This window comes from Streptomyces sp. RK9 (assembly GCF_045070545.1).
Classification (GTDB): Bacteria; Actinomycetota; Actinomycetes; order Streptomycetales; family Streptomycetaceae; genus Streptomyces; species Streptomyces alboflavus.
Genome location: NZ_CP173704.1, coordinates 50,391 through 77,092, shown reverse-complemented (window position 1 = coordinate 77,092; position 26,702 = coordinate 50,391). Strand labels below are relative to the sequence as shown.

23 protein-coding genes are annotated in these 26,702 nt (G+C 71.6%); 13 read left to right on the top strand and 10 right to left on the bottom strand.

Annotated elements, in window-relative coordinates; genetic code table 11:
* Window positions 1-394 precede the first annotated feature (394 nt).
* Both AB6L24_RS20470 and AB6L24_RS20465 read left to right on the top strand, forming a co-directional pair.
* Entirely contained in the window at window positions 395-1,072 is a 678-nt protein-coding gene (locus AB6L24_RS20470; RefSeq protein WP_016644465.1) for a response regulator transcription factor, read from the top strand.
* Window positions 1,073-1,196: 124 nt separating this feature from the next.
* A complete protein-coding gene (locus AB6L24_RS20465) occupies window positions 1,197-2,531 on the top strand; it encodes an ATP-binding protein (RefSeq protein ID WP_405657311.1) in 1,335 nt (444 codons plus the stop codon).
* 24 nt (window positions 2,532-2,555) lie between these two features.
* On the opposite strand, the gene AB6L24_RS20460 is transcribed toward AB6L24_RS20465, so the two are convergent.
* On the bottom strand, window positions 2,556-3,101 hold the full coding sequence (locus AB6L24_RS20460; RefSeq protein WP_405657310.1) for a GtrA family protein: 546 nt from the start codon (window positions 3,099-3,101) through the stop codon (window positions 2,556-2,558).
* A gap of 263 nt (window positions 3,102-3,364) precedes the next feature.
* Here AB6L24_RS20460 and AB6L24_RS20455 point away from each other — a divergent pair, with 263 nt between their 5' ends.
* The 5 genes from AB6L24_RS20455 to AB6L24_RS20435 all read left to right on the top strand — a co-directional run bounded on the left by AB6L24_RS20455 (window position 3,365) and on the right by AB6L24_RS20435 (window position 8,036).
* Entirely contained in the window at window positions 3,365-4,516 is a 1,152-nt protein-coding gene (locus AB6L24_RS20455) for a 5-(carboxyamino)imidazole ribonucleotide synthase (protein ID WP_380845221.1), read from the top strand.
* Window positions 4,513-5,046 (top strand): 5-(carboxyamino)imidazole ribonucleotide mutase, encoded by a 534-nt coding sequence (gene purE, locus AB6L24_RS20450; RefSeq protein ID WP_405657309.1) that lies wholly within the window; start codon window positions 4,513-4,515, stop codon window positions 5,044-5,046. Before AB6L24_RS20455 ends, purE begins: the two co-directional genes overlap by 4 nt.
* A 4-nt stretch (window positions 5,047-5,050) precedes the next feature.
* Window positions 5,051-6,247 carry a dipeptidase gene (locus AB6L24_RS20445; protein WP_405657308.1) on the top strand — a complete coding sequence of 399 codons (1,197 nt, stop codon included), beginning with the start codon at window positions 5,051-5,053 and terminating at the stop codon, window positions 6,245-6,247.
* Between the two features lie 176 nt (window positions 6,248-6,423).
* A complete protein-coding gene (locus AB6L24_RS20440) occupies window positions 6,424-7,338 on the top strand; it encodes an alpha/beta fold hydrolase (RefSeq protein WP_405657306.1) in 915 nt (304 codons plus the stop codon).
* Window positions 7,339-7,571: 233 nt separating this feature from the next.
* The gene (locus AB6L24_RS20435) at window positions 7,572-8,036 is read left to right on the top strand and encodes a hypothetical protein (RefSeq protein WP_405657305.1); all 465 of its coding nucleotides are present in this window, start codon (window positions 7,572-7,574) and stop codon (window positions 8,034-8,036) included.
* Window positions 8,037-8,078: 42 nt separating this feature from the next.
* Here AB6L24_RS20435 and AB6L24_RS20430 read toward each other — a convergent pair whose 3' ends face one another.
* On the bottom strand, window positions 8,079-9,236 hold the full coding sequence (locus AB6L24_RS20430) for an acyl-CoA dehydrogenase family protein (RefSeq protein WP_380845206.1): 1,158 nt from the start codon (window positions 9,234-9,236) through the stop codon (window positions 8,079-8,081).
* A 189-nt stretch (window positions 9,237-9,425) separates the two neighbouring features.
* On the opposite strand from AB6L24_RS20430, the gene AB6L24_RS20425 reads away from it, so the two are divergent.
* Entirely contained in the window at window positions 9,426-10,769 is a 1,344-nt protein-coding gene (locus AB6L24_RS20425; protein WP_380846685.1) for a UDP-glucose dehydrogenase family protein, read from the top strand.
* 19 nt (window positions 10,770-10,788) lie between these two features.
* Here AB6L24_RS20425 and AB6L24_RS20420 read toward each other — a convergent pair whose 3' ends face one another.
* Window positions 10,789-11,337 (bottom strand): CGNR zinc finger domain-containing protein, encoded by a 549-nt coding sequence (locus AB6L24_RS20420; RefSeq protein WP_405657302.1) that lies wholly within the window; start codon window positions 11,335-11,337, stop codon window positions 10,789-10,791.
* A gap of 99 nt (window positions 11,338-11,436) precedes the next feature.
* Here AB6L24_RS20420 and AB6L24_RS20415 point away from each other — a divergent pair, with 99 nt between their 5' ends.
* Window positions 11,437-11,850 carry a VOC family protein gene (locus AB6L24_RS20415; RefSeq protein WP_405657301.1) on the top strand — a complete coding sequence of 138 codons (414 nt, stop codon included), beginning with the start codon at window positions 11,437-11,439 and terminating at the stop codon, window positions 11,848-11,850.
* An 87-nt stretch (window positions 11,851-11,937) separates the two neighbouring features.
* Here the strand turns inward: AB6L24_RS20415 and AB6L24_RS20410 are convergent, their stop codons facing one another.
* Window positions 11,938-13,101, bottom strand: a complete 1,164-nt coding sequence (locus AB6L24_RS20410) for a dipeptidase (RefSeq protein WP_405657300.1) — start codon at window positions 13,099-13,101, stop codon at window positions 11,938-11,940.
* Window positions 13,102-13,380: 279 nt separating this feature from the next.
* On the bottom strand, window positions 13,381-14,760 hold the full coding sequence (locus AB6L24_RS20405; protein ID WP_405657299.1) for an LCP family protein: 1,380 nt from the start codon (window positions 14,758-14,760) through the stop codon (window positions 13,381-13,383).
* Between the two features lie 172 nt (window positions 14,761-14,932).
* Between AB6L24_RS20405 and AB6L24_RS20400 the strand changes: the two genes are divergently transcribed.
* Window positions 14,933-15,475, top strand: a complete 543-nt coding sequence (locus AB6L24_RS20400; RefSeq protein ID WP_405657298.1) for an acyl-CoA thioesterase — start codon at window positions 14,933-14,935, stop codon at window positions 15,473-15,475.
* A gap of 66 nt (window positions 15,476-15,541) precedes the next feature.
* Window positions 15,542-15,988, top strand: a complete 447-nt coding sequence (locus AB6L24_RS20395; RefSeq protein ID WP_405657297.1) for a nuclear transport factor 2 family protein — start codon at window positions 15,542-15,544, stop codon at window positions 15,986-15,988.
* Window positions 15,989-16,010: 22 nt separating this feature from the next.
* On the opposite strand, the gene AB6L24_RS20390 is transcribed toward AB6L24_RS20395, so the two are convergent.
* Window positions 16,011-17,381 carry an LCP family protein gene (locus tag AB6L24_RS20390; protein WP_405657295.1) on the bottom strand — a complete coding sequence of 457 codons (1,371 nt, stop codon included), beginning with the start codon at window positions 17,379-17,381 and terminating at the stop codon, window positions 16,011-16,013.
* A 310-nt stretch (window positions 17,382-17,691) separates the two neighbouring features.
* Here AB6L24_RS20390 and AB6L24_RS20385 point away from each other — a divergent pair, with 310 nt between their 5' ends.
* On the top strand, window positions 17,692-18,723 hold the full coding sequence (locus tag AB6L24_RS20385) for a glycosyltransferase family 2 protein (RefSeq protein ID WP_405657294.1): 1,032 nt from the start codon (window positions 17,692-17,694) through the stop codon (window positions 18,721-18,723).
* A gap of 107 nt (window positions 18,724-18,830) precedes the next feature.
* On the opposite strand, the gene AB6L24_RS20380 is transcribed toward AB6L24_RS20385, so the two are convergent.
* The 4 genes from AB6L24_RS20380 to AB6L24_RS20365 all read right to left on the bottom strand — a co-directional run bounded on the left by AB6L24_RS20380 (window position 18,831) and on the right by AB6L24_RS20365 (window position 25,097).
* Window positions 18,831-20,609: an LCP family protein gene (locus AB6L24_RS20380; protein WP_405657293.1), complete on the bottom strand. Its 1,779-nt coding sequence runs from the start codon at window positions 20,607-20,609 to the stop codon at window positions 18,831-18,833.
* A gap of 140 nt (window positions 20,610-20,749) precedes the next feature.
* Entirely contained in the window at window positions 20,750-22,567 is a 1,818-nt protein-coding gene (locus AB6L24_RS20375) for an LCP family protein (RefSeq protein WP_405657291.1), read from the bottom strand.
* 235 nt (window positions 22,568-22,802) lie between these two features.
* A complete protein-coding gene (locus tag AB6L24_RS20370; protein WP_405657290.1) occupies window positions 22,803-24,179 on the bottom strand; it encodes an LCP family protein in 1,377 nt (458 codons plus the stop codon).
* Between the two features lie 165 nt (window positions 24,180-24,344).
* Window positions 24,345-25,097, bottom strand: coding sequence for a TIGR03089 family protein (locus AB6L24_RS20365; RefSeq protein WP_405657288.1), 753 nt, complete (start codon window positions 25,095-25,097; stop codon window positions 24,345-24,347).
* Between the two features lie 148 nt (window positions 25,098-25,245).
* Here AB6L24_RS20365 and AB6L24_RS20360 point away from each other — a divergent pair, with 148 nt between their 5' ends.
* On the top strand, window positions 25,246-26,667 hold the full coding sequence (locus AB6L24_RS20360) for an N-acetylmuramoyl-L-alanine amidase (protein WP_405657286.1): 1,422 nt from the start codon (window positions 25,246-25,248) through the stop codon (window positions 26,665-26,667).
* Window positions 26,668-26,702 lie beyond the last annotated feature (35 nt).

The following is a 26,702-nucleotide window of genomic DNA, read 5'->3' as shown; positions in this document are numbered from 1 at the left end:
CACCGAGATCCACACCCCGGGACGCATCATCGCGTGCGGGGCCCGACCACAGGTCATTCCTTTCGAAGGCCGGTGAAGACAGCACCGGCCCACACACAAAAGCGACCCTTGGCGCGCAATAGCGGGCCAAAGGTCCTTGAGTAGTGCTACAGGCGTCTCGCCACCATACGCCACGACAGAGCGGGATTTGGAAGGACTTGAGACATGGATCACAGGTGACTCAGGAACCAACAGCCCACATTCCAAGGTGTACGCGAGACCAACCCAAGGATCTCACGTAGTGGACCCTGGAACGTGTTCCTCCGTTCCTGGGGGAGCGCGGGTGCGGACAGGGGCGCGGGGTCGTCCGGCGATCACCCTGCTGCGCTGGTCCGACGCGGACTACCATCACCCCATGACCCGTGTACTGCTCGCCGAGGACGACGCGTCCATCTCGGAGCCACTGGCCCGCGCACTGCGCCGCGAGGGCTACGAGGTCGAAGTGCGCGAGGACGGTCCCACCGCCCTCGACGCCGGGCTGCAGGGCAGCGTGGACCTGGTCGTGCTCGACCTGGGCCTGCCCGGCATGGACGGCCTCGAGGTCGCCCGCCGGCTCCGCGCCGAGGGCCACACGGTGCCGATCCTCATCCTCACCGCCCGCGCCGACGAGGTGGACACCGTCGTCGGGCTCGACGCCGGCGCCGACGACTACGTCACCAAGCCGTTCCGCCTCGCCGAACTGCTCGCCCGCGTCCGGGCCCTGCTCCGGCGCGGCGCCACCGAACCGGCCCAGCCGCCCGCCACCCACGGCGTCCGCATCGACGTCGAGTCCCACCGCGCCTGGATGGGCGAGGAGGAACTCCAGCTCACCGCCAAGGAGTTCGACCTCCTGCGCGTCCTCGTCCGCGACGCAGGACGCGTCGTCACCCGCGACCAGCTGATGCGCGAGGTCTGGGACACGACCTGGTGGTCCTCCACCAAGACCCTCGACATGCACATCTCCTGGCTCCGCAAGAAGCTGGGCGACGACGCGGCGAACCCTCGGTACATCGCTACGGTTCGGGGGGTCGGGTTCCGCTTCGAGAAGAGCTGAGCCTGGCCGGGGGGCCTGCACCATCGGGGCCCGCCCCGGTCGGCCGGGGCCCGCGGTGGCCCGGCCGACGGCAGGTGAGGGGCACACTGGGGTGGTCCGTCCCCCTGCCCGGCCGGAGGGCCCCGTGCGTCGTCGCCTCATCAACTCGACCCTCGCCGTAGTACTCGTGGTGATCGCCGTCTTCGGCGTCTCCCTGGTGATCGTCGAGACCCGCACGATCAGCAACAGCGCCCAGGAACGGGTGGACTCGGAGGCCCTGCGCCTCGCGGGCATCGTGGACAGCCGGCTGCTGAGCGACGAGCGGGTCAGCGGGGAGGTGCTGCGCAAGCAGGTCGACACCGACCGCTACGCCCGCATCGAGATCCCGGGCCGCGCCCCCATCGAGGTCGGCACCCGCCCCACGGGCGACGTGATCCGCGCCACCCGGGACGGGGAGGAGGGCGAGAAGGTCACGGTCGAGGAGCCCCGGACGGCCGTCACCCAGGAGGTCGGCCGGACCCTCCTCATCATCGGCGGCGTCGCCCTCCTCGCCATCGTCGCCGCGGTCCTCCTCGCCGTACGCCAGGCCAACCGCCTGACCTCCCCCCTCACCGACCTCGCGGAGACCGCGGAGCGCCTCGGCTCCGGCGACCCCCGCCCCCGCCACCGCCGCTACGGCGTCCCCGAGCTGGACCGCGTGGCCGACGTCCTGGACGGCAGCGCCGAACGCATCGCCCGCATGCTCACCGCGGAGCGGCGCCTCGCGGCCGACGCGTCGCACCAGCTCCGTACGCCCTTGACCGCCCTCTCCATGCGCCTGGAGGAGATCACCCTCACCGACGACCTGGACACGGTGAAGGAGGAGGCCACGGTCGCGCTCACGCAGGTCGAGCGCCTCACGGACGTCGTGGAGCGGCTGCTCACCAACTCCCGCGACCCCAGCACCGGCTCCGCCGTCACCTTCGACCTGGACGAGGTGATCAAGCAGCAGCTGGAGGAGTGGCGCCCCGCCTACCGCAGCGCGGGCCGCGCCATCGTCAGCTCCGGCAAACGCCATCTGCACGCCGTCGGCACTCCGGGCGCGGTCGCCCAGGTCCTGGCCGCGCTGATCGAGAACTCCCTGATGCACGGCGGCGGCACCGTCGCCCTGCGCACCCGTGTCACCGGCAACCAGGCCGTCGTGGAGGTCACGGACAGCGGCCCGGGCGTGCCCGCCGACCTCGGCGCGCGGATCTTCGAGCGGGCCATCAGTGGTCGCAATTCGACAGGAATCGGCCTCGCGGTGGCCCGGGATCTGGCCGAAGCGGACGGCGGCCGTCTGGAGATGCTCCAGGGCAAGCCGCCGGTGTTCGCGCTCTTCCTGTCCCGTACGCCGTCATACCGGGAGGGCAAGGAGGGCAGGGACGGTAAGGACGGCAGGGATGGCAGGGACGGTAAGCATCACGAAGCTTCGGACGCTTCCGGGGGCACGGTGCGCTGAGCCGACCCGAGCCCGGCCCCGCCGCTAGCGTCCGGCCCCGCCGCCCCGAGCCCCCGACGCCGTGCTCGGCCGCCCGTCGTCGCTTCCCGGCTCCCGCTCCTCCAGGAACGATTCCGCATGCGCCACGGCCTCGCGGGCGGGCAGGGTCCGGAACACCCAGGTGCGGTACGACCAGAAGCGGAACAGCGTCGCTATGCCCATGCCGACGAACTTGAAGACGTTGGACTGGAGCCTGCTGTCCCAGTCGAAGCCGTACGTCGCGACGTACAGGACGCCGTTCTCGATGACCAGGCCGACCGCGCTGAACAGCAGGAAGAGCGTCAGCTCCTTGGTGCGGCCGCTCTTGTCGCGGTCACGGTAGGTGAAGTACCGGAACCCCACGTAGTTGAAGGCGATGGCGACGACGGTCGCGATGACGCTCGCGCGCACCACCTGGAGGTCCGTGAGGTGCCGCACCAGGTTGAACACGGCGAAGTTGACCAGCGTTCCGACCGCCCCCACGGCCCCGAACTTGGCCACTTCACGTGCGAGTCGGTCGAACCGCACCCTCAGTGCGCCGCGCTCCGTCATGGTTGGTCGCCCCAGCCCCCGTCGATTGCGTGTGGTCCGTCGACGGGATCGAAGTCGAGCGGGTGGTGTGCGTGCGCATCGCCGGTCTGTTTCCCCAGTCGATCCGTCGTCTCTCCCGGTCGATCCGTCATTTCGTTCGCGTCAACCCAGCCATGCTAACCAGCGACCTCCGTCGGCGCTCGTGGACGACGTCACTCCGGTGCACCCCTGTGACGCCGGTGCACGGGATCGGGCCGCTCCCGGATGGCCGATACCCTGTGGGTGTGACGTTCCCGGTAGTCGGCATGGTCGGCGGGGGGCAGCTCGCTCGTATGACACACGAGGCGGGCATCCCGCTCGGCATCAGGTTCAAGCTCCTCAGTGACACCCCGCAGGATTCCGCGGCGCAGGTCGTCAGCGATGTCGTCATCGGCGACTATCGCGACCTCGACACGCTGCGTGACTTCGCGCGGGGCTGCGACGTGATCACCTTCGATCACGAACACGTACCCACCGAGCATCTACGGGCCCTGGAGGCGGACGGCATCCCCGTGCGCCCTGGGCCCGACGCGTTGGTGCACGCCCAGGACAAGGGGGTGATGCGCGCGAAGCTGGACGAGCTCGGGGTGCCCTGCCCCCGCCACCGCATCGTGAAGGACCCGGCGGACGTCGTGGCCTTCGCGGCCGAGGGGGCCACGGAGGGTGACGGCTTCCCGGTCGTCCTCAAGACCGTGCGCGGCGGGTACGACGGCAAGGGCGTGTGGGTGGTGCGCTCCGCGGACGAGGCCGCCGAGCCGTTCCGCGCGGGCGTCCCGGTCCTCGCCGAGGAGAAGGTCGCCTTCGTACGGGAGCTGGCGGCGAACGTCGTCCGGTCCCCGCACGGGCAGGCCGTGGCGTACCCCGTCGTGGAGTCCCGGCAGGTCGACGGCGTGTGCGACACGGTGATCGCGCCCGCGCCCGGGCTGAGCGAGGAGCTCGCCGGGCAGGCCCAGGAGCTGGCGCTGCGCGTGGCCAAGGAGCTGGGCGTGGTCGGGCACCTCGCGGTCGAGCTGTTCGAGACCGCCGACGGCCGTGTCCTGGTCAACGAACTGGCGATGCGACCGCACAATTCCGGCCACTGGAGCCAGGACGGCGCGGTCACCTCCCAGTTCGCCAACCACGTCCGCGCGGTCCTCGACCTGCCGCTCGGCGACCCCCGCCCGCGCGCGAAGTGGACGGTCATGGCGAACGTCCTCGGCGGCGACTACCCCGACATGTACACCGCGTACCTGCACTGCATGGCGCGCGACCCGCAGCTGAAGATCCACATGTACGGCAAGGACGTGAAGCCCGGCCGCAAGGTCGGTCACGTCAACACCTACGGCGACGACCTTGACGACGTGCTCGAGCGCGCCCGTCACGCGGCCGGCTACCTCAGAGGAACGATCACCGAATGACCGCACCTGTCGTTGGCATCGTCATGGGCTCCGACTCCGACTGGCCCGTGATGGAGGCCGCCGCGAAGGCCCTCGACGAGTTCGAGGTCCCCTACGAGGTCGACGTCGTCTCCGCGCACCGCATGCCGCGCGAGATGGTCGCGTACGGCGAGCAGGCCGCCGACCGCGGCCTGAAGGCGATCATCGCGGGCGCGGGCGGCGCCGCCCATCTGCCCGGCATGCTCGCCTCGGTCACGCCGCTGCCCGTCATCGGCGTCCCGGTGCCGCTGAAGTACCTGGACGGCATGGACTCCCTCCTGTCCATCGTGCAGATGCCCGCGGGCGTGCCCGTCGCCACGGTCTCGGTGGGCGGCGCCCGCAACGCCGGCCTGCTCGCGGCCCGCATGCTCGCCGCGCACGACGAGGAACTCCTCGGCCGGATGCGGGAGTTCCAGCAGGAGCTGAACGACCAGGCGACGGAGAAGGGCAAGCGCCTTCGCGCCAAGGTCGAGGGCGCGGGTTCCGGATTCGGCTTCGGCTCGGGAAAGTGAGCGCATGACCACGCTGCCCGAATCCCTGGCCGAAGCCCGTTCCCTGCTGGCGGAGTTCCCCGTCGTCGACGGTCACAACGACCTGCCGTGGGCGCTGCGCGAGAAGGCCGGGTACGACATCGACCGCCTGGACATCGCCGCCGACCAGACGGGCCGCCTGCACACGGACATCGGGCGGCTGCGGGCGGGCGGCGTCGGCGCGCAGTTCTGGTCGGTGTACGTCCGCACGGACATGGCGGGCGACACGGCGGTCAGCGCGACGCTCGAACAGATCGACTGCGTACGGCAGTTGCTCGCCCGCCACCCCGGGGACCTGCGCGCCGCGCTCACCGCCGCCGACATGGAGGCGGCCAGGAGCGAGGGCCGCATCGCCTCCCTGATGGGCGCCGAGGGCGGCCACTCCATCAACAACTCCCTGGCCACCCTGCGGGCGCTGCACACGCTCGGCGTGCGCTACATGACGCTCACGCACAACGACAACATCGCCTGGGCGGACTCGGCGACGGACGAGCCCGGCGTCGGCGGGCTCTCCCCGTTCGGCCACGAGGTGGTCCGGGAGATGAACCGCGTCGGCATGCTCGTGGACCTCTCGCACGTCGCGGCGACGACGATGCGGGCGGCCCTGGACACCTCGGTGGCGCCGGTGATCTTCTCGCACTCCTCCGCCCGCGCGGTGTGCGACCACCCGCGCAACATCCCGGACGACGTCCTGGAGCGGCTGCCCGCGAACGGCGGCGTGGCGATGGCGACCTTCGTGCCGAAGTTCGTGCTCCAGGCGGCGGTCGACTGGACCCTCGCGGCCGACGAGGACATGCGCGCGCACGGCTTCCACCACCTCGACACCACCCCCGAGGCGATGAAGGTGCACGCGGCCTTCGAGGAGTCCACCCCGCGCCCGGTCGCCACCGCCGCCACGGTCGCCGACCACCTCGACCACATGCGCGAGGTCGCGGGCATCGACCACATCGGCATCGGCGGCGACTACGACGGCACGGCCTTCACTCCGTCCGGCCTCGACGACGTCGCGGGCTATCCGAACCTGATCGCGGAACTGCTCACCCGCGGCTGGTCGAGGCCCGACCTCGCCAAGCTGACCTGGCAGAACGCCGTCCGGGTGCTCGGCGCGGCGGAGGACGTGGCCCGCGACGAGCAGTCCCGGCGCGGCCCGTCGATCGCGACGCTGGAGCGCCTTGACGGCTGACGCGGTCTCAGCTTGCTTGCGGGGCGCGGCCGTTGGGGCCGCGCCCCGCTCTCGTAGCGAGTTCTGGACTGATTGATCCAAATGGGTTAGCGTGGTCCGGGCCGAAGGGGGAGCGGGCATCCGCTCGCCCCGGTAATGGAACGCAGAGTCCATAACTCGACTGGGGGAGAACACCCATGACGACCGACGCACGACCGACGGACGCCGACCTCGCCCGCTCCCTGGCGGGCGGCTTCACCAGCGCGCACGCCGACGTGAACGGCACCACGCTGCACTACGTCACCGGCGGCAGCGGCGAACCCCTTGTACTGCTCGGCGGCTGGCCGCAGACCTGGTGGCAGTTCCACAAGATCATGCCGGAGCTGGCCCGCCGCCACCGCGTCATCGCCGTGGACCTGCGCGGCATGGGCGGCTCGGCGAAGCCGGAGGGCGGCTACGACAAGAAGACGATGGCCCGGGACGTCCACGAACTGATCCGCCACCTCGGCCACGACAGCGCCCACCTCGTCGGGCACGACATCGGCGCCATGGTCGCGTACGCCCACGCCGCCAACCACCCCGAGGCCACCCGCAAGGTGGCGCTCCTGGACGTGGCCCACCCCGACGAGAACATCCGGAAGTTCTCCCTGCTCCCCGCGGCCGAGGCCGGCACCGACTGGGAGACCGCCCCCGGCATCTACCTCTGGTGGTTCGCCTTCAACCAGGTCAAGGGCCTCCCGGAGCGACTGCTCGACGGCCGCGTGGACCTCCTCAACGACTGGCTGTTCGGCTACCTGCTCAAGGACCAGTCCTCGATCGACGACCACTCCCGCGCCGTGTACGCGGCGGCGTACGGCACACCGGACGCCGTCCGCGCGGGCAACGCCTGGTACCAGGCCTTCCGCCAGGACATCACCGACTTCGCGACGTACGAGCGGGTGGCGGCGCCGATCCTCGGCCTCGCCGGCGACCGCAACCTCGACTACCTGCGCGAGACCCTCGCCCGCCACGGCACGCACACGACGGTGCGCGCCGTGCCGGACTCCGGCCACTACCTGCCGGAGGAGCAGCCGGAGCGGGTCACGAAGGAACTCACGGAGTTCTTCGCCTGAAAGCCGTGCGCCGCCGGCCCGCGCCGGTGGTACGGCATTTCATTGAATACGCGACCTTCCTCGCAACTGTGGTCGAACAGTACGAGCCGTACTCGGCTTGGCCATATCTGCGCCTGTGCGCCGGCCCCCGCTGCCGTGATCGTGGGAGGTCTGTGCCGGGTGGCACCGATCAGCGGCTGATCGGTGCCACCCGGCCGTCCCGCTACGCGCTCCGTGAGAGAGGAAGTCCGTACATGGCTCCGATCCCGGTCAAGCCCGGCAAGTACAAGGTCCACGCCCACATCATCGGCCCGACGAGTCTGCTGACGGCGACCGAGTACGCCGTCAAGCACGGCGCCCCCGTCATCACCGACCGTTTCAACCCGCTCCCGATCGAGCAGGAGTGGATCATTGATCTCCCCGAGTCCGGCCAGGAGTCCGTGCCCGGGTCGCCGTACGTGATCCACCTCGCCTACCACCCCGCCGCGGGCCTCGTCGTGCCCGAGGACAAGCTCTTCGTGAACAGCGTGCCGCGCGCCGAGTGGGCGAAGTTCACCTTCGAGCGCGTCATCGGCGGCGTCAAGATCCTCTCGGACAAGGGCCTCGCCCTGCGCGCCGGGCACCGCGGTGCCCAGATCAACCTCGTGCCGCCCAAGCCCGAGTTCCAGGAGACGTGGACCCTGGAGTACGTCGGCCCGATCCCCTCCGAGGAGGAGTAGCGGGGGAGCGCGGGGTGGCCGTCGGCCACCCCGCCCATCCGCCTACGGCAGGTTGCGCGCCATCACGATGCGCTGAACCTGGTTCGTGCCCTCGTAGATCTGCGTGATCTTCGCGTCGCGCATCATGCGCTCGACCGGGTAGTCACGGGTGTAGCCGTAGCCGCCGAGGAGCTGGACGGCGTCCGTGGTGGCCTCCATGGCGATGTCGGAGGCGAAGCACTTGGCGGCGGCGCCGAGGTAGGTGAGGTCGGCGTCGCCGCGCTCGGAGGCGGCGGCGGCCTGGTACGTCAGGGCGCGGGCCGCGGAGATCTTCATGGCCATGTCCGCGAGCATGAACTGCACGCCCTGGAAGTCGCCGATCGGCTTGCCGAACTGCTTGCGCTCCTGGACGTAGCCCTTGGCGTAGTCGAGGGCGCCCTGCGCGATGCCGAGGGCCTGGGCCGCGATGGTGATGCGGGTGTGGTCCAGGGTCTTCATGGCGGTGGCGAAGCCGGTGCCCTCCTCGCCGATCATGCGGTCGGCGGGGATGCGGACGTTGTCGAGGTAGACCTCGCGGGTGGGGGAGCCCTTGATGCCGAGCTTCTTCTCCGGGGCGCCGAAGGACACGCCCTCGTCGCCCTTCTCGACGACGAAGGCCGAGATGCCCTTGGAGCGCTTCTCGGGGTCGGTCACGGCCATCACCGTGTAGTACTCGGAGACGCCCGCGTTGGTGATCCAGCGCTTCACGCCGTTCAGGACGTAGGAGTCGCCGTCGCGGACGGCCCGCGTCTTCATGCCCGCCGCGTCCGAACCGGCGTCCGGCTCGGAGAGGCAGTACGAGAACATGGCGTCGCCCTTGGCCAGCGGCGTCATGTACTTCTTCTTCAGGTCCTCGGAGCCGGAGAGGATCACGGGGAGCGAGCCGAGCTTGTTCACGGCCGGGATGAGGGAGGACGAGGCGCAGACGCGGGCCACCTCCTCGATCACGATGACCGTGGCGAGGGCGTCGGCGCCCGCGCCGCCGTAGCTCTCCGGTACGTGCACGGCGTGCAGGTCGGAGGAGACCAGGGCGTCGAGGGCCTCCTGCGGGAAGCGGGCCTCCTCGTCCACCGCGGCGGCGAACGGGGCGATCTTCGCCTCCGCCAGGGAACGGATCGCGTCGCGGAGCATGTCGTGCTCCTCGGACGGGCGGTACAGGTCGAAATCAGCCGATCCGGCCAAGGTATCTCACGCTCCAAGCACGCTGAGGACGCTAATTACCGTTAAGTAACCCAAATTTTAGGGGTCTGCTCACGCGAGGGATACGTGAGCTTGACGACAGCGGAAGATGTGCCCGGTGGGAGCCCCTGTTACGCCAGGACTATGCTCGGGCACCGCGCAGCCGTCGTACCCGATCCACTGGAGCACCGCATGGCCCTCAAGATCACCGTGATCGGCACCGGCTACCTCGGTGCCACCCACGCCGCGGCCATGGCCGAGCTCGGCTTCGAGGTCATCGGGCTCGACGTGGTGCCGGAGAAGATCGAGACGCTGCGCCGGGGCGAGGTCCCGATGTACGAGCCCGGCCTCGACGAGCTGCTTCGCAAGCACGTCGCGGGCATCGAGGGCTCCACCGGCCGGCTGCGCTTCACGATGGACTGGGCCGAGGCCGCGGACTTCGGCGACGTGCACTTCGTGTGCGTGAACACCCCGCAGAAGCACGGCGAGTACGCCTGCGACATGAGCTACGTCGACGCCGCCATGGAGTCGCTGGCCAAGCACCTCACCAAGCCCGCCCTGGTCGTCGGCAAGTCCACCGTGCCGGTGGGCAGCGCCGAGCGCATCGCCGCCAGGCTCGCCGAGCTCGCGCCCGCGGGCGGCGAGGTCGAGCTGGCCTGGAACCCGGAGTTCCTGCGCGAGGGCTTCGCCGTCAACGACACCCTGCACCCCGACCGGATCGTCGTCGGCGTCCGCAGCGAGCGCGCCGAGAAGATCCTGCGCGAGGTGTACGCGACGCCGGTCGCCGAGGGGTCCCCCTTCATCGTCACCGACTTCCCCACCGCCGAGCTGGTCAAGACCTCCGCCAACTCCTTCCTCGCCACGAAGATCTCCTTCATCAACGCCATGGCCGAGGTGTGCGAGGCCGCGGGCGGCGACGTGGTGAAGCTCGCCGAGGCGCTCGGCCACGACGACCGCATCGGCAAGAAGTTCCTGCGCGCCGGGATCGGCTTCGGCGGCGGCTGTCTGCCCAAGGACATCCGCGCCTTCATGGCCCGCGCCGGCGAGCTGGGCGCCGACCAGGCCCTGACCTTCCTGCGCGAGGTCGACTCGATCAACATGCGGCGCCGCGGCCACATGGTGGAGCTGGCCCGTGAGGCCGTGGGCGGCGGCTCCTTCCTGGGCAAGCGGGTCGCGGTCCTCGGCGCCGCCTTCAAGCCGGATTCGGACGACGTGCGCGACTCGCCCGCCCTGAACGTGGCCGGACAGATCCACCTCCAGGGCGGCCAGGTCACCGTGTACGACCCCAAGGGCATGGCCAACGCCCGCCGCCTCTTCCCGACCCTCGGGTACGCCGACACCGCCGAGGACGCCGTCCGCGGCGCCGACGTCGTCCTGCACCTCACGGAGTGGCAGGAGTTCCGCGACCTCGACCCCGAGGCCCTGGGCGCCGTGGTCGGCCGCCGGGTGCTCCTGGACGGCCGCAACGCGCTCGACCCGGAGCGGTGGCGCGCGGCGGGCTGGACCTACCGGGCGATGGGGCGGCCCGCGGCCTGAGCGCCGTCCGAGCGGGCGGCTAAGGCCTGCCCGGCGGGTCGGCCGACGGCTGCCCTGCGGGTCGGCCCCGGCGCGCCCGGTACGCGCGCATCTTGGCCCGCGCCCCGCACACCCCCATGTCGCACCAGCGGCCCCGGCCCCCCGGGCTGCGGTCGTAGTACGCCCAGCGGCAGGTCTCGGCCTCGCAGCCCTTGAGGCGGGACCAGGTGCCCGCCACGACGGCCTCCGCGACGGCCGCCGCCACCCGGGACACCAGCGGTTCCGGATCGGCGGGCGCCAGCGACGCGGCGCCGTCGGACCCGTCCACACGCACCAACAGGGGCGCCCCGGCCAGGAGTTCGCCGAGCGGGCGCACCTCCTGGTGCGGCGCGTGCCCGGCGTGGGCGAGGCAGACGGCCCGCAGTGACTCCCGCAGCTCCCGGGCCGCGTCCACGTCCGCCGGGGCGAGGCCGAACCGTTCCCGCCCCGCCTCGGTGTCGAGCTCGTCGGTGCGCGCCTCGATGTCCAGCGTGTTCACCAGGTCCTGGATCAGCGCGAGGCCCCCCGGCGCGGGCGCTCTGTCATTCATGGTTGCGACGTTACCCGTATGGGGCCACTATGGGGTAACCAGAGTGGTTACCAGAGAACGCCGAATACCGGTAACAGAGATTCCGACCGAGGAGAGCTCATGGCCACCCCTGTCGTCCGCCTGCGCACCGTCGCGCTCGACTGTCCCGATCCGCACGCCCTCGCCGCGTTCTACGCCGGGCTCATCGGCGGCACGATCCACGACTACGACGGCGACGGGGAGTGGGTCGAACTGCTCGCCCCCGGCCGCGTGCGGATCGCCTTCCAGCGCGCCGACGGCCACACCCCGCCCGAGTGGCCGCGCTCCGACACCAACGGCCAGCAGTTCCACCTGGACTTCGACGGGGGCTCGACCTGGGCCGAGATCGACGCGGCCCAGGAGCGCGCCTTCGCCCTCGGCGCCCGCCCGCTCGACCTGGACGACGGCGGCGGCAAGCGGGACTGGCGCGTGTACGCGGACCCGGCGGGGCACCCGTTCTGCTTCTGCCTGGTGGCGGAGGCTGACCGGGTCTGACCGGGTGTGACCGGGGCGGCGGGGGCGGGGCGGGCGACTCCCGGCCGCCCGCCCGACGAAAGCCGCCCTGGGCCCGCGCCCCCGCTCTCAGCCGTCGAGCCGCCCGATCGTCGCCGTCGACGCCCCCCGCCGCTCCCGCGCCGCCCGCGCCGTGAAGTCCGCGCCCCGCAGCACGCGCTGCACGTTGCCCCAGGTGAGCGCCGTGACGTCGGCCTCGGTCCAGCCCCGCCCGAACAGCTCGGCGACCAGCCGCGGGTAGCGCGAGGCGTCAGTCAGCTCCCCGGGGTGCCCGGACCTGGTGTCGTACATCCCGGAGATCCCGACGCACTCGGTCCCCGCCACCCGGCGCACATGCTCCAGGTGGTCGGCCACGTCCCCGAGCGTCGGGCCCGCCCGGTCGGCCGTGAGCGGCACCAGGCACAGGCCCTTCGCGGCGCCGACCGCGGCGAGCAGCTCGTCGCTGAGGTTCGCGGGGTGCTCGCGCAGGGCGCGGGCCCCGGAGCGGGTCCAGAGGGAGGGCGCCTTGGAGACGGCGAGGACGCGGTGGGCCGTCGCCTCGGAGGCCCCGGAGAGGTCCGCGAGGACGCCCAGCCGGTTCATCTCCCGCACCACCTCCTCGCCGAACGTGCTCAGCCCGTCCGCGCCCGCCCAGGAGGTGCCTGCCAGGGTGAGGGAGCTGAGGCCGAGGGTGTGCAGGGAGCGCAGGGCGCCGAGCGAGTCGCCGATGGCGCGGGCGCTCGCCGGGCCGATCAAGGTGGCGATGCGGCCGCAGTTGCGGGCGTCCGTGGTCTCGGAGGCGTCCCGGGCCACCCGCAGCCCGCCCGCGTACCGGGCGACCACGTGCTTGACCAGGTCGAGCTGTTCGAGGGCCGAGCTGACCGCGCGGTCGCCCTCGGGCTCGTCGTCCGGCATCTGGAGCGACCAGAACTGCATGCCGACCCGGCCCGCCCGCAGCCGCGGCAGGTCGGTCTGCAGCCCGCTGTCGCCCAACTCCAGGTCGTACCAGGGAAGTTCGCGCAGCGCGCCGGGCAGGCCGCTGTAACCGTCGGCCACGGGGTGCGCGGCGAGCAGGGCCTCGGCCCGCTCCAAGGCGTCCCGCAGCTCCGGCTCCAGGGGCTCCGGCGCGGGCTCGGGCGTTCGGTCGTCGTCGGTGGGGGCGGGCACCGGGCGCACGTCGTGGGTGGGCGCGGTGCGCTCGTCGTTCGCCCCTGCCTCGGCCGGGGAGTCGAGTTCGTCCTGGAGGTCCGCCATGGCAGGGCTCCGCTCGGTGGTGGCGCTTGTGGGTGGTGGTCGAACCACCGTGCCACGGGGTCCGCGCGGCTTCGCGGCGGACGAGGCGTTCGGGGTACGCCGGTGCTCGTACCCCCGAGAAGTCCGTGCTCCCCGACGCCGTGTCCCCGTGTCCCCGTGTCCCCGTGTCCCCGCGTCCCCGCGTCCCCGCGTCCCCGCGTCCCCGGACACGCCGACGGCCCCGGCGCCGCGTCGTCACGCGGTGCCGGGGCCGTCGGGGCGGTGCGCCGGACGGGTCGGCTAGTTGCCGGACACCGTCACCTTCTCGTCGTTGTTGAGCTGCGACACCAGCTGCTTGACCTTGGCCTTGTCCCAGACGAGGTTGCCGCCCGCGGAGCCGGAGATCGGCATGTTCATCGACTTGCCGTCGCCGCCGGTGACGCCCTTCATGGCCCAGAACATGGAGGCCACGTCCATCAGGTCCATGTCCTTGTCGACGACCAGGGTGTCCAGGCCCGCTCCCATCGTCGGGTACAGCTTGAACGGGTTCATGACCGTCCCCGGCGTCGCCGCCTGGTTGGCGAGGGCCGCGAGGAACTTCTGCTGGTTCTTGGTGCGGTCCAGGTCGCTGCCCGGCAGGGCGTAGCGGGTGCGGACGAAGGCCAGGGCCTCCTCGCCGTTCAGGGTCTGCTTGCCCGCCTCGAAGTCGGCGCCGGACTTCTTGTCCTTGAAGCCCTTGGGGATGTTCATCTCCACGCCGCCGACCGCGTCCACGATCTTGGCGAAGCCGCCGAAGCCGATCTCCGCGTAGTGGTCGATGCGCAGGCCGGTGTTGGCCTCGACGGTGCGCACGAGCAGCTCGGGGCCGTCCTCGCCGTACGCGGCGTTCAGCTTCTTGCAGACCTGGGTCGTCGTGTCGCAGTTCCGCGCGGGGTAGATCTTGCCGGAGTCCGAGCCCTTGAAGGAGGGGATCATGACGTTCGAGTCGCGCGGCAGCGAGATCATCGTGTTCCCGCCGTCGTCCGCGACGTGCAGGATCATCATCGAGTCGGTGCGCTTGCCGTCGGCAGAGCCGGTGTGGAGCTTCTTCTTCTCCTCGTCGGACATGCCCGCGCGGCTGTCCGAACCCACGATCAGGTAGTTCGTGCCCTTGCCGCCCTCGGGCCGCTCGATGACCTTCGACAGGTCGACCTCGCGCTTGAGCTTGGAGTCCGCCCAGAAGTACGTGCTCACGGAGACCACGATCAGCAGGGCGAGGAACGTCACCAGGCCCCAGGTGATGCGCTTCTTCCAGTTGACCGGCGGCTTGGGCGCGCGCGGCGGCGCAGGCGGGCCACCGGGGCCGCCGGGGCCCTGCGGACCGTCGGGGCGGCCCTGCGGCGAGCCGTACACCTGGCCGGTGTTGTAGCCGCTGTCGTAGCCGTCCTGCTGGTGGCCGTCCGGTCCGCCGGGACGGGCGTGCGGGTCCTGGCCGCGCTGGTCGCGGTAGAGGTCGTCGTAGACGTTGTCGTCGTACGAGGGCTGGCGAGGCTGGCGCGGGACCGAGCCGGGCTGGCCGGGGGCCGAGGGGCCGCCGCGCTGGACATGGCGCATCACACGGGCGCCCTCGGGCTGTGCGCCGTCGCTGCCGTACCCGTGGCGGTCACCGTTGCTGTTCCGCGCGTCTGGCCAATCGCTCATGTGGCTTAGTGTGCAGTGCCGTACCCCGCGCCTCACAGGGAGGGCGTTGTTTCGGGTCAGTGCTGTTGCAGAGCTGATGCAATGTGCCGCACGCCACTTCGGCCCCTCGGGCGGACCCGCGCGATCGTTTTCGGCCGACTGATGGCGCGTACCGGGCGTTTAGGCTTGTTCCATGACTGATCACGCCCCGATAGGGGCCGGAGACGACCTTCCCGGCAAGCCGACCTCGGCCTCCCGCACCACGCTGAGCCACATCATGACCGCGGGTGACACGAACCTCCTCGGCACGGTCCACGGCGGCGTGATCATGAAACTGGTGGACGACGCGGCGGGCGCCGTCGCGGGGCGCCACTCCGGGGGGCCCGCGGTCACCGCCTCCATGGACGAGATGGCGTTCCTGTCACCGGTCCGCGTCGGCGACCTGGTGCATGTGCACGCGCAAGTGAACTGGACGGGCCGCACGTCCATGGAGATCGGCGTCCGCGTGATGGCCGAGCGCTGGAACGAGTCCACCCCCGCGCAGCAGGTCGGCTCCGCCTACCTCGTCTTCGCCGCCGTCGACGCCGACGGCAAGCCGCGCACGGTGCCCCCGGTCCTCCCCGACTCCGAGCGCAACGAGCGCCGCTTCAAGGAGGCTCAAATTCGCCGTACGCACCGCCTGGCGCGCCGCCGCGCCATCAAGGAGCTGCGCGCCCAGGAGCCCGACGCGAGCTGAGCACGGCGGGGGCGGCGGGTCCCAGGGGATCTGGTGGCCCCGGGAACCCCGTCCTACGCTTGAGGCATGGCGGATGCGCAGCGGCACCCGAACATCGACACGGCGATCCGCTACCACCGGGCCGTCGCCCGCGGCGCCCTCGGTGAGGAGCTCGCCGGGTTCTTCCACGACGACGCCGTGCACCGCGAGTACCCCAACCCGTTCCTGCCGGACGGGGCGGTGCGCGACCTGACCGCCATCCTCAAGGCGGGCGAGCAGGGCGCCAACCTGCTCAGCAGGCAGACCTTCGACGTCCTCAACGCCGTCGCGGCGGGCGATCAGGTCGCGCTCGAGGTGACCTGGACCGGCGTCCTCGCCGTGCCGCTCGGCGATCTGCCCGTCGGCCAGGTCCTGCGCGCCCATATCGCCACGTTCCTGACCTTCCGCGACGGCAGGATCGTCGAGCAGCACAACTACGACTGCTACGAACGCACCGACGCCGTACGCGACGACGACCCGCCGGAGGGGCCCTAGCGCCGGGCCCCCGCCCCGCCGCCTACGGACACACCACCTGGTCCCCGGTCAGCGCCCCGTACTCGCCCTGGTGCGCGTCCTCCGCCCGCACCGGACGCACGCCCTTGAAGTCGCTGCCCGCGATGACCTTCAGCGTCGCGCCCTGCCCCTTCACCACCCGCATCTCGCAGCCGGGCAGCGCCGTGGCCAGGGACTTCGCCGAGCGGTCCCAGCGCGGGTCGTACGCGACCACGCTGCGCGTCACGGGCTTGGCGCCGGGCGGCGGCAGCGCGCTCCCCGGTGCCCGCGTGGTGCGGAACCCGGTGGTCCGCAGCGCCGCGTCGACCCGCTCGCCGAGGCCCGGCGTGCGCGTGCCGTTGTCCACCTGCACCCGGATCTGCTGCGGGGACACCGGCACCGTCGCGGGCTTCTGCTTGACCTGCGGGGCGAGCGGCTTGTCCTCGCGCAGGGCCTTGAACAGCTTCCCGGCCTTCACGGGGTCCCACTTCAGGGTGGAGCCGATGCCCGGCACCTTGAAGCCCATCTTGCCGATCGGCACCGTCGTGAACTCCGACGACGACGGCGAGAAGTTCCGCATCGCCCTCCCGAGGGTGAGCATCTCGGTCGTCCCGAAGCCCTTGTCGGCCCGCACCGATTCCAGGAGCGTCTTGGTGACGTCGTTGAACTTCACCGGGTTCAGGAGCACGCCGCTGCTCGTCGCCTTCGCGATGAGCGCCGCGAGGAAGCGCTGCTGGCGCTGCATCCGGCCGAGGTCGGACGCCCCGTCGACGTACCGCGAGCGGACGTACTGCAGTGCCTGGCCGCCGTTCAGCTCGTGCGTGCCGACGGGCAGGTTCAGGCCGGTGTGGGAGTCCTTCAGGGGGCGGGTGGTGCAGATCTCGACGCCGCCGAGGACGTCCACGGTCTTCATGAAGCTGGTGAAGTCGACCTCCAGATAGTGGTCGATCTTCACCTTCGTCATGTTCTCGACCGTGCGCACGGTCAGGTTCGGGCCGCCCTCCGCGTACGCCGCGTTCAGCTTCACGGGGTGCGCCCGGTGGTGCTTGCGGGAGTTCTGGTCGATGTGCTCGGGCATCTCGGCGTACGAGTCCCGGGGCAGGCTCACCACGCTCGCCCGGTCCCGGTCCTCCGAGATGTGCACGATCATGACCGTGTCCGTGCAGTGGCAGGGCGCTCCGCCGAGGCGGTACTTCCTGCGCTCGTCGCGGGTGATCCGGTCGCGGCCGTCGGTGCCCACGAGCAGCACGTTCATGCCGTTGCCCGCCTCGGGCCGGTTCTTCATGTCCTTGAAGGCGTCGACGCGGCTGATGCCGGTCTCCAGGCCCGAGACCACGGAGTGCCCGATCCCGGCGGCGGCGAGCACCCCGACGGACAGGGTGGTCGCCACCCGCATGGCCCAGCGGGGCCGCCGCACCCGCCGGCCCGCCCGGGGACCCCCCTTCGGGACCGGTCGCGGTGGTCGAGGGCGGCGCGGTGGGGTGGCGGGGGAGCGGGGCGGTGTGGGCACTGCGGGGCACCTCCGCGGTCGTGGCACTGGGCGGGGGACGCCAGAACCGTAGGCCCATACGATCTGCGGACCGGGGTAGCGACCCGGACGGCGCGCGCCCGTGTCCCCCGTTCGCGGTAACGTGACGCCCGATGCTCCACTTTCCCGGGGGCGACCCCCGGACTCCCGGCCGAGCGATGAAAAGGACCCCGCGCAGTTGAAGTCCGACGTGCATCCCCCCGCTGTCTCTGTGATCATGCCGGTCCTCAACGAGGAGCGGCACCTGCGTGAAGCCGTGCACGCGATCCTCCAGCAGGAGTACGCGGGCGAGATGGAGGTCGTGGTCGCGCTCGGCCCCTCCACCGACCGCACCGACGAGATCGCCGCGGAGCTGGTGAAGGAGGACCCGCGGGTGCACACGGTCCCGAACCCCACGGGACGCACGCCCGCCGCCCTGAACGCCGCGATCAAGGCCTCGCGCCACCCGATCGTGGTACGCGTCGACGGCCACGCCGCGCTCTCGCCGGGCTACATCACGACCGCCGTGCGCCTCCTGGAGGAGACCGGCGCGATGAACGTCGGCGGCATCATGCACGCCCAGGGCACCAACGCCTGGGAGCAGGCCGTCGCCGCCGCCATGACCTCGAAGATCGGCGTGGGCAACGCCGCCTTCCACACCGGTGGCGACGCACAGCAGGCCGAGACGGTCTACCTGGGCGTGTTCCGGCGCGAGGCCCTGGAGCAACAGGGCGGCTACAACGTCGAGTTCATCCGCGCCCAGGACTGGGAGCTGAACTTCCGGATCAGGGAGGCCGGGGGCCTCATCTGGTTCTCGCCGGAGCTGAAGGTGTCGTACCGCCCGCGCCCGAGCGTGAAGGCCCTCGCCAAGCAGTACAAGGACTACGGCCGCTGGCGCCACGTCGTCGCCCGCTACCACCAGGGCTCCATCAACCTGCGCTACCTCGCGCCGCCGGTCGCCGTCTGCGCCATCGCCGCGGGGCTCGTCGTGGGCGCGGCCCTCACGCCGTGGGGCCTGGTCGTGCCCGGCGGGTACCTCGCCGCCATCGTCGCGGGCTCCGTCCCGGCCGGCAAGGGCCTGCCCCTGAAGGCGCGCCTTCAGATCCCCGTGGCGCTCGCGACCATGCACATGTCGTGGGGCTGGGGCTTCCTCACCAGCCCGCGCTCGCTCGCCAAGCGGGTCATCGCCTCGCGCCGCCCGGCGGTCCTCGGGGAGACCCAGGAGGCCTGAACCCCGGCTCGCAGGACCACGGCCCGGAAGACCTGAAGAACCCCGAGGCCCAGAAGGCCTGAAAGAGCCCCCTGACCCCCCCTCCCGGGGGCCAGGGGGCTCTTCGGCTACCAGGTGAAGTTCGGGTCCACCTTCATGCAGGCCTTCTTGTCGGAGCCGCTCAGCGCGTCCGCCGAATCCGGCGTCGAGTCGTCCTGCTTCGCGGCCTTCTTCGGCCTGTCGCCCTCGCGCCAGTCGGCGCCGACGACCAGCGTGATGCCGGAGACGTCCGTGGACTTCTTCACCGAACTCAGCGGCATGCCCAGGGCCTTGGCGACCCGTTGCGCGTCACCCTCCAGTTCCACGCTCGGATAGCGGATGACCGTCTTGTCCTCGGTCACCGACGCCGACGTGTCCGGCGCCGCCTTCACGAAGCCGAGCCCGGCGAGGGACTGCGCGACGGCGCTCGCCCGGCCGCCGGCGGCGGGCTGGGTGGCCGTACGCGTGCCGTTCTGGACCTGCAGCGCGATCTCCCCGTCCGGCGCCGCCGGGTCGTCCGACAGCTTCTCCTTGGCGGGCTTGCGCTTGCCCTTGCCGTCGAGGGCGATGTCGTCCCGTACCAGCCGGAAGAGCTGCTCGGCGTCGCCCGGCTTCGGGACCACCCGGGATCCGGCGTACTCGAACGGCATGGTCGTCATCGTCGTGCGCTCCGGCGAGACCTTCTTCAGCTCGTTGCCGAGGCCGATGAGCTTCAAGGGGGAGCCGATGCCGGGGTCGACCTTCAGTGCCCTCGTCGCGTTCTCGGCGAGCTTGCGCAGCCGGTTGGGGCTGGTCAGGCCGGTGTTCTCACGCAGCGTGCGGACGAGCGAGTTCATGTACATGTGCTGGGCCTTGGCGCGGGATATGTCGGTGCCGCCCTCGAAGCCGTAGCGGGTGCGCAGCCACTGCAGGGCCTGCTCGCCCTTGATGTTCGTGGTGCCCTTCTCCAGCTTCAGGCCCGAGCCCTTGCCCTCGCTGGTGCGCGAGTGGATGTTCTTGTCCACGCAGACGGGCACACCGCCGATCGCGTCGGCCATCGACACCACACCCGAGAAGTCGACCATCATGAAGTGGTTGATATGGATGTTGGTCAGCTTCTCCCAGGTGGCGACCGTGCAGCCGGGGCCGCCGCGGCCCAGGGACTCGTTCGTCATCGTGCGCGGGCCGCTCTCCGGGTACACCTTGCCGTCGTCCGGGTCGGTGCACTTGGGGATGGTCAGGAGGGTGTCGCGCGGCATGCTGATGACGGACATGTTGCTGCGGTCCGCCGACAGGTGAAGGAGCATCTGTACGTCCGCGAGCGGCGGGCCGCCGAAGGTGTCCTTGGCGCCGCCGAGCTTCTGGTTCTCCTTGGAGTCCCGGGCGTCGGAGCCGATCAGGAGGATGTTCAGGGGCGTCTGACCCGCGGAGTTGGGCGTGGGCTCGGGGGCCCGGTGGTCGCCCAGGTTCAGGTCGTCCGTCTCCAGGTTGCCGTTCAGGTGCTGGTAGTAGAGGTAACCGGCGCCGGCCGTGCCGAGTATCAGGACCGAGAGGACGATCGCCGACCAGCGCAGGACACGGCGCTTGCGCGGGCGTCTCGGCTTGCCGCCGCCCCCGTCACCACCGCCCCGCGCGCCCTTGCCGGGCGGGCCCGACGTGCCGCCCTTGGCGGTGCCGTTCTTGGCCCGGCCGCCGCCGGTGCCTGCTCCTTTGGCACCCGCGCCACGCCCGGCCCGCGCCCCGTCGGCCCCCACCGCACGGGATCCCGCCGCCGCGGCGGCGTCGCTTGTGCCGGATTCCTCCGCCGTGCCCGAGTCCGCGTCGGGCGAAGTCCTCCGCGTCCCCGCCCCACCGGACGCTCCCTCCCCACGGACACTGTGCTGCCCCATCCCTGCCCCTCCCCGCCCTGCTTCACAAGTGCGGCCGCCCCACGGCGACTTGCGGCGCGGTGCCGCCGCCACACCCGGCGGCGGTCGCCGGCCCGCCGCCAGGTGTGGCGTTCTGTGAGACGTCAAACAACTGTCTCAGGTCACTTGGCACACACGGATTTGTCGGCACCGACCTTCTGGATGCCGTCCGGTGCCTTCGACGGAGCACTTATGGGCACCCCCGCGCCCTTGAAGTCGGCACCGAGGGTCAGCACCATCGCGGGCAGCCCCTGCGCGTTCTTCTCGCTCTCGCCCGGCTTCAGCGCCGACCCGGGCAGCCCCATCAGCTCGGCGAGCCGCCGCGCCTGGTCGGCCTCGCCCTTGCCGTACTCCAGGGTGGTCTTGCCCAGGTTCTTCGGCGCGTTGCCGAGCTGGCTGGACTTCGTCACGCCCTCGTTGTTCTGCAACCAGGCGAGGGTCGCCTGCGCGGCGCCCGTCTTGCCGCTGCCGTTGTAGATGTCGACGCGCACGTCGGCGGGGTCGGCCTTGGGGCCCTTGAGGCGGGCGGCCACCGCGGCCTTCTCCTTCTTCTCCTTCTTCTTGACCTCGGTCAGCGACACGTCCTCGCGCATCATCGAGAACAGCTCGTCGGACTTGGCCTTGTTGAGCACGACCGTGACGGGTGTCTTCTCGGCGGGGTTGTCCACCACCGGGGTCGTCGCGAAGGTCAGGTTCTTCATGTCGAGCTTGCCGAGCTCCATGCCGAGGTCACGGAGTTTCATTATGTCGGCGATCTTGGAGTCGACGGTGAGCGCCTTCGTGCCCGCCTCCGCCAGACTTATCATCTTCTTCGGGCTGGTCAGCGTGCCCCCAGACTTGAGCTTGCGCATCAGTGAGCTGAGGAACTGCTGCTGCAGCTCGATCCGGCTGAGGTCGCCGCCGTTGCCCACGGTGTGCCGGGTGCGGACGAAGGCCAGGGCCTCCTCGCCCTCGATCGTGTGCTTGCCCTTGGGCAGCTTCAGATGCGACTTGGGGTCGTCGATGTCCTTGGCGAGGCACACGTCCACGCCGTCGACCGCGCTGGACAGCGTCTTGACCGCGTTGAAGTCGGCCACCATGAAGTGGTCGAGCTTTATGCCGGTGATCTCGGTGACGGTGCGCATGACGCAGCTCGGCGTGCGCTCGCTCTGGCCGAGGCTCTCGTTGAAGCGGACCTGCTGCGAGCCCGGGATGGTCTTCATGGAGCCGTCGTCCTGCTTGGTGGGGCAGTCCGGAATGTCCGTGATCATGTCGCGCGGGATGCTCAACGCGGTCGCGTTGGAGCGGTCCTTGGAGACGTGCAGCAGGAGCGTGGTGTCCGCGTGGCCGACGCTGCCCTCGTCTCCGTAGCCCTTGTTGCCGTCGCCGCTGCGCTTGTCCGTGCCGACGAGCAGGATGTTGATGGCGCGGTCCTTGCTGAACCCGCCGGTGCCCGCGCCGTCGTCGGAGACGGCGGTGATGTTGTCGTTCAGGTGCTGGTAGTAGAGATAGCCGCCGACGGCGGCGACGACGACCACGAAGGCCACCGTGCCGCCCGTCCAGATGGCGATCTTCTTGCCGGTGTTCTTCTTCTTGGGCCGCCGGTTGCGCCGCCCGCCCGTGGCCGCCTCCGGCTGCGCGCCGCGCCGCCTGCGCTGGCCCGGCACCTGCTCGCGGCCGTGCTCCCTGCCGCCGGTGGAGCCGTGCTCGGACCCCTGGCGGCGGCCGTGGTCCCGGCCCTGGTCCCGCCCTTGGTCCCGGCCGCGCTCACGGCCGCCCGGGCGCTCGGAGCCCCGCCCCGGCGGCCGGGGCGCGGCGCCACGGGGTCCGGGAACTCCAGGCGGCGCCGACTGCCCTGCGGAAGGACTCAGTCGCAGTTCGTAGTCGCCGGTCTGCGGGTTCAGTACCCACTGGTCTGCGGGGTCGATGTCATCAGCCCGCCCACGGCCTTGCGCGTCCACGGTTGTTTGCGTCCTCCGTCAGGGCCACGCGGCGCCTTTCCCCCCTCAAGAAGGCGCTCGGTCAGTCGTACGACGGTGCGCGGTCGCGAAGACCGGGCACCGGATCGGCTCACACTATCCGCCCAGTTCAGCGTCCAACGACGCCGGTGACAAATTCCACTCCCCCTTGAGGCACCTACAACTGGGCAATCCACCCAATTTCTTTGCCGAGGTGCCCTTCCGGGCGCCGAGGGTTTTACTCGCAGCTGGTCCGGTCGGCCGTGTTGCCCCGGAATGTGGGCGCGGGGCTCGGCGTATGACTCGGGTCGTCCGGCTTCTCGTCGCTCTCGTCGTCGTAGCTCCCCGAGGAGCCGTCGTCGCCCCCGGAGTCTTCGGCGGCTTCGTCCGACGCGCCGTCCTCGTACGCGGATTCGCCTTCGTCGTACGTCTCTTCGGAGTCGTCCTCGTACGCCTTGGCGGCCGTCCGTTCGTACGCGGCCGCCGCGGCGTCGCGCGTCACGCGCACCGGCTCGTCCTTCCGCAGCCGCGTGAAGAGCTCGTCCGCGGCCGGCTCGACCAACTCGTCGCGATTCGCGTCATAGGTGTAGGAACGCCGCGGCACGGTGAGGAACTGAACCCGTTCCGTGGGGATATCGCGCACCCCGCGCACCAGTTCGTACAAACCGCGCAGACTCGCCAGGCCCGGGTCCGTCGTCAGCGAGGACGTGGCCGCGTCCAGAACGGGATAGAGCTTCACGGGATTCAGCAGGACGTCATTGCTGCGCACCTTGTTGACGAGCGCGGCGAGGAACTCCTGCTGGCGGTCCATGCGATCGGTGTCGCTGCCGTTTCCGATGGACTTGCGGGCGCGTACGTAGCCGAGGGCCTGCTCGCCGTCGAGGGTCTGCGGTCCCGCGGGCAGCCGCACCTTCGCCGCCCGGTCGTCGACGGGCTCCTTCAGGCAGACCCGCACCCCGTCGACGGCGTCCACCATGTCCTTGAACCCGGCGAAGTCCACGACCATGTGGTGGTCGATCCGGATGTCGGTGAGCTTCTCCACCGTGCGGATCGTGCAGGCCGTGCCGCCGAACTCGAACGCCCAGTTGAACTGGGCGAATTGGGCGCGGGTGCGGGAGCCGTCCGGGCGGCGGCAGCTCGGGATGTCCACCATCAGGTCGCGCGGCAGCGACACGGCGGTCGCGCTCTGCCGGTCCGCGGCCAGGTGCAGCAGGATCGTGGTGTCCGAGCGCTGGGTGCCGAGGTCGCGGCCGTACTTGCGGTTGTCGCGCCCGGAGCGGGAGTCGGAGCCGATGAGCAGGATGTTCTGGGCGTCGTGCACGAGCGGCGTCGGCCGCTCCTCCTCGTAGCGCGCGAGCTCGGCGGCGGCGCCGGTGTCCTTGGTGATGTTCCCGTTCAGCTTCGTGTACGCGGCCCAGCCGACGCCGCCCGCGGCGAGCACGAGGACGGCGGTGGCGAGCGCGGCCCAGCGCAGCCAGCGGAGCCTGCGGCGGCGCGGTCCGAACCCCGCGGGGCTCACGCCCGCCCCCGGCGCGTACGTGGCCTCGCGTGGCGCGGTCGCGGCCCCTGCCGCTTCCTCGCCCGGCTCGGACGGCGTGCGCGCGGTGTCGGTCACGTGGCGGTCCACCCCTCATGGCTGCGGTCGGTGCACGGTCGCTCTGCTCGCTCAGTGCGCTCTTACGACCATGGACCGGCGCGCGCCGGGGGGCCTGCGGGCCAGGGGCTCCGCTGGGCCGAACGGGGGAGGCGGGCGGGGCTCCGCCGGGACCTCGGCGGGACCTCAGCGGGCCGTCGCCGTCACCCGCTCGCTCTCAAGCCGCTTCTCCAGGCCGCCCTCGCCCAGCCGGTCGAGGTGGCGGCACAGGACCACCGAGCCGCCCGCGGCCAGCGGCGCGTACAGCCCGGCGCTCAGGCCGTCCCAGGTGTCGTACGGGCGGTCGGAGAGCAGCCGGGAGCCCGGGGCGAGGCCCAGCTCGGCGGCGTCGGCGCCGGCCCGCGCCACCAGCTCGGCACCGGTCAGCTCCAGGCCGCCGACGGCGAGCGCGGGCTCGTCGGGGTCCACGGGCGCGTACGGGGCGAAGCGGTCGCCCTGGCTCGGCACCTCCACGGCGTAGTCGGCGAAGCCCGCGGGGGCCTCGGGGAAGCGGCCGCCGAGGGGGCGCAGGGCGAGGGCCACGCGCTCGCCGGAGCAGGCCCGTCCTGCCTCAAGGGTGTCCGGGCCGCTGACGACGAGGTCGGCCGCCGCCGGGTCGCCGCCGACGTCCGCGACGACGCCCACGGAGGAGCAGGCGAGCAGCCACACCGCCGTCTGCCAGTGCGCGGGCAGGAGCAGCGCGACCCGGTCGCCGGGCTCGGCGGACAGTTCGCCCTGGAGGAGGTTGGAGGTCTTGGCCACCCAATTGGCGAAGGTGGCCACGGACAATTCGACGCGCTCGCCGGTCGCGTCGTCGTAGTACGTCACGAGCGGGCGCGCCGGGTCCGCGGCGAGCGCGGATCGCAGCAGGTCGGCAGGGGTGCGGTCGTTGGCGTTCACGGCCGCAAGGGTACGCGGCCGACGGCGTGTCGCCGTTGCGCGATGCCCAGTTGGGGCCGCCGGTCGGGCGGTCGTCGGGCCGACGGGCCGTCAGTTCCGGGCGTCTCCCGATGGACAGATATGTACTGCTATGTCAACTATCAGTTGTATGCGTGGATTCCTTGCTTCCTCGATCGGTGTCACCTGCGCCACGGCGCTCGCCCTCCCCCTCGCCCTGACGTCGTCCGATACCGCGGCCGTCACCCGGCCCGCCGCGGAGACGCTGCCCGGCAGCACCCAGTCGCTGTCCCTGGGACCGCTCGGCGCCGACCGCGCGGGCGGCGCCGGGTCCCGCGACCAGGGGCTCGCCCGCCGCGACGTACGCCCGTTCTCCCTGGTGGGTGTCGTCTGGGACGACCCGGACGTCGAACTGCACGGCCGGGTCCAGGTCCGCACCCGCGCGACCGGCACCACGAGCTGGTCCTCCTGGCAGGAGGTCGAGACGCACAACCACGAACACGCCGCCGACCCCGGCACGGCCGAGGGCGACTCGGGCCGCGTCCGCGGCTCGACGGCGCCCCTGTGGGTCGGGGACTCCGACGGGGTCGAACTGCGGGTCCGGGCCGAGACCGAGGGCGGCCCCGGGCGGGCCACCGGACGGGCCGGGCGCGCGCTGCCGGAGACGGAGGCGGCCCTGCCCGCTGGCCTGCGCCTCGAACTCGTCGACCCCGGCGAGCACCCGGCTCCGCCCGCCGACCAGTACGAGGGCGGGGCGCCGCAGGGAGCCCCGGCGAAGGCCGACGGCGTCCAGGCCGGGCTGCCGGACGCGGCCGGTGGCCTCATGACCGCCGAGTCCGCCGCCGCGTCCGCCGTGAACGCCGACCTCGCCCCGCTCGGCGCCACCGCCGTCACCCCGCTCGACCGGGCCCACACCCAGGCGGACCTCGTCGCCGCGCAGGGCGGTGACCTCACCAGGGCCAGGCCGTACGTCGGGCCGCGCCCGCGCATCGTCACCCGGCGCGGCTGGGGCGCCGACGAGGGCCTGCGCGAGCGGAACTTCGCGTACACGAGGACCGTCAAGGCGGCCTTCGTGCACCACAGCGCCACCGGCAACAACTACGGCTGCTCGCAGGCACCCTCCGTCCTGCGCAGTATCTACCGCTACCACGTCAAGAGCAGCGGCTGGCGCGACTTCGGCTACAACTTCGCCGTCGACAAGTGCGGAAACATCTACGAAGGCCGTGCCGGGGGAGTGGCCAAGGCGGTCCTCGGCGCGCACACTCTCGGTTTCAACAGCAACAGCATGGGCATCGCCGTCCTCGGCACGTTCACCAGCGCCGGCCCGCCCAAGGCGGCGGTGACCGCGGTCGCGAAGCTCACCGCGTGGAAGCTCGGCCTGTTCGGCGCGAATCCCCGCGGCAAGACGTATCTGAAGTCGGGCGGTGGCAACCTCTACCGGAAGGGCAGCAACGTCAGGCTCAACGTGATCTCCGGCCACCGGGACGGGTTCGCCACGGAGTGCCCCGGTCGGCTGCTGTACAAGAAGCTCGGCACGGCCCGGTCCGCGTCGGCCCGCTACCAGGGCCGCTGAGGTCGTCCCACCGGGGCCGCCGAGGTCCGTCCACC

Bases quoted from the DNA above. Each gene is read 5' to 3' on its own strand.
- AB6L24_RS20395 (WP_405657297.1), top strand. From the start codon at position 15,542: ATGGCGGATGCGCAGCGGCACCCGAACATCGACACGGCGATCCGCTAC.
- AB6L24_RS20460 (WP_405657310.1), bottom strand. From the start codon at position 3,101: ATGACGGAGCGCGGCGCACTGAGGGTGCGGTTCGACCGACTCGCACGT.
- AB6L24_RS20420 (WP_405657302.1), bottom strand. From the start codon at position 11,337: ATGAATGACAGAGCGCCCGCGCCGGGGGGCCTCGCGCTGATCCAGGAC.
- AB6L24_RS20405 (WP_405657299.1), bottom strand. From the start codon at position 14,760: ATGAGCGATTGGCCAGACGCGCGGAACAGCAACGGTGACCGCCACGGG.
- AB6L24_RS20380 (WP_405657293.1), bottom strand. From the start codon at position 20,609: ATGGGGCAGCACAGTGTCCGTGGGGAGGGAGCGTCCGGTGGGGCGGGG.
- AB6L24_RS20470 (WP_016644465.1), top strand. From the start codon at position 395: ATGACCCGTGTACTGCTCGCCGAGGACGACGCGTCCATCTCGGAGCCA.
- AB6L24_RS20435 (WP_405657305.1), top strand. From the start codon at position 7,572: ATGGCTCCGATCCCGGTCAAGCCCGGCAAGTACAAGGTCCACGCCCAC.
- AB6L24_RS20390 (WP_405657295.1), bottom strand. From the start codon at position 17,381: ATGCGGGTGGCGACCACCCTGTCCGTCGGGGTGCTCGCCGCCGCCGGG.
- AB6L24_RS20410 (WP_405657300.1), bottom strand. From the start codon at position 13,101: ATGGCGGACCTCCAGGACGAACTCGACTCCCCGGCCGAGGCAGGGGCG.
- AB6L24_RS20440 (WP_405657306.1), top strand. From the start codon at position 6,424: ATGACGACCGACGCACGACCGACGGACGCCGACCTCGCCCGCTCCCTG.
- AB6L24_RS20400 (WP_405657298.1), top strand. From the start codon at position 14,933: ATGACTGATCACGCCCCGATAGGGGCCGGAGACGACCTTCCCGGCAAG.
- AB6L24_RS20360 (WP_405657286.1), top strand. From the start codon at position 25,246: ATGCGTGGATTCCTTGCTTCCTCGATCGGTGTCACCTGCGCCACGGCG.
- AB6L24_RS20445 (WP_405657308.1), top strand. From the start codon at position 5,051: ATGACCACGCTGCCCGAATCCCTGGCCGAAGCCCGTTCCCTGCTGGCG.
- AB6L24_RS20415 (WP_405657301.1), top strand. From the start codon at position 11,437: ATGGCCACCCCTGTCGTCCGCCTGCGCACCGTCGCGCTCGACTGTCCC.
- purE (WP_405657309.1), top strand. From the start codon at position 4,513: ATGACCGCACCTGTCGTTGGCATCGTCATGGGCTCCGACTCCGACTGG.
- AB6L24_RS20425 (WP_380846685.1), top strand. From the start codon at position 9,426: ATGGCCCTCAAGATCACCGTGATCGGCACCGGCTACCTCGGTGCCACC.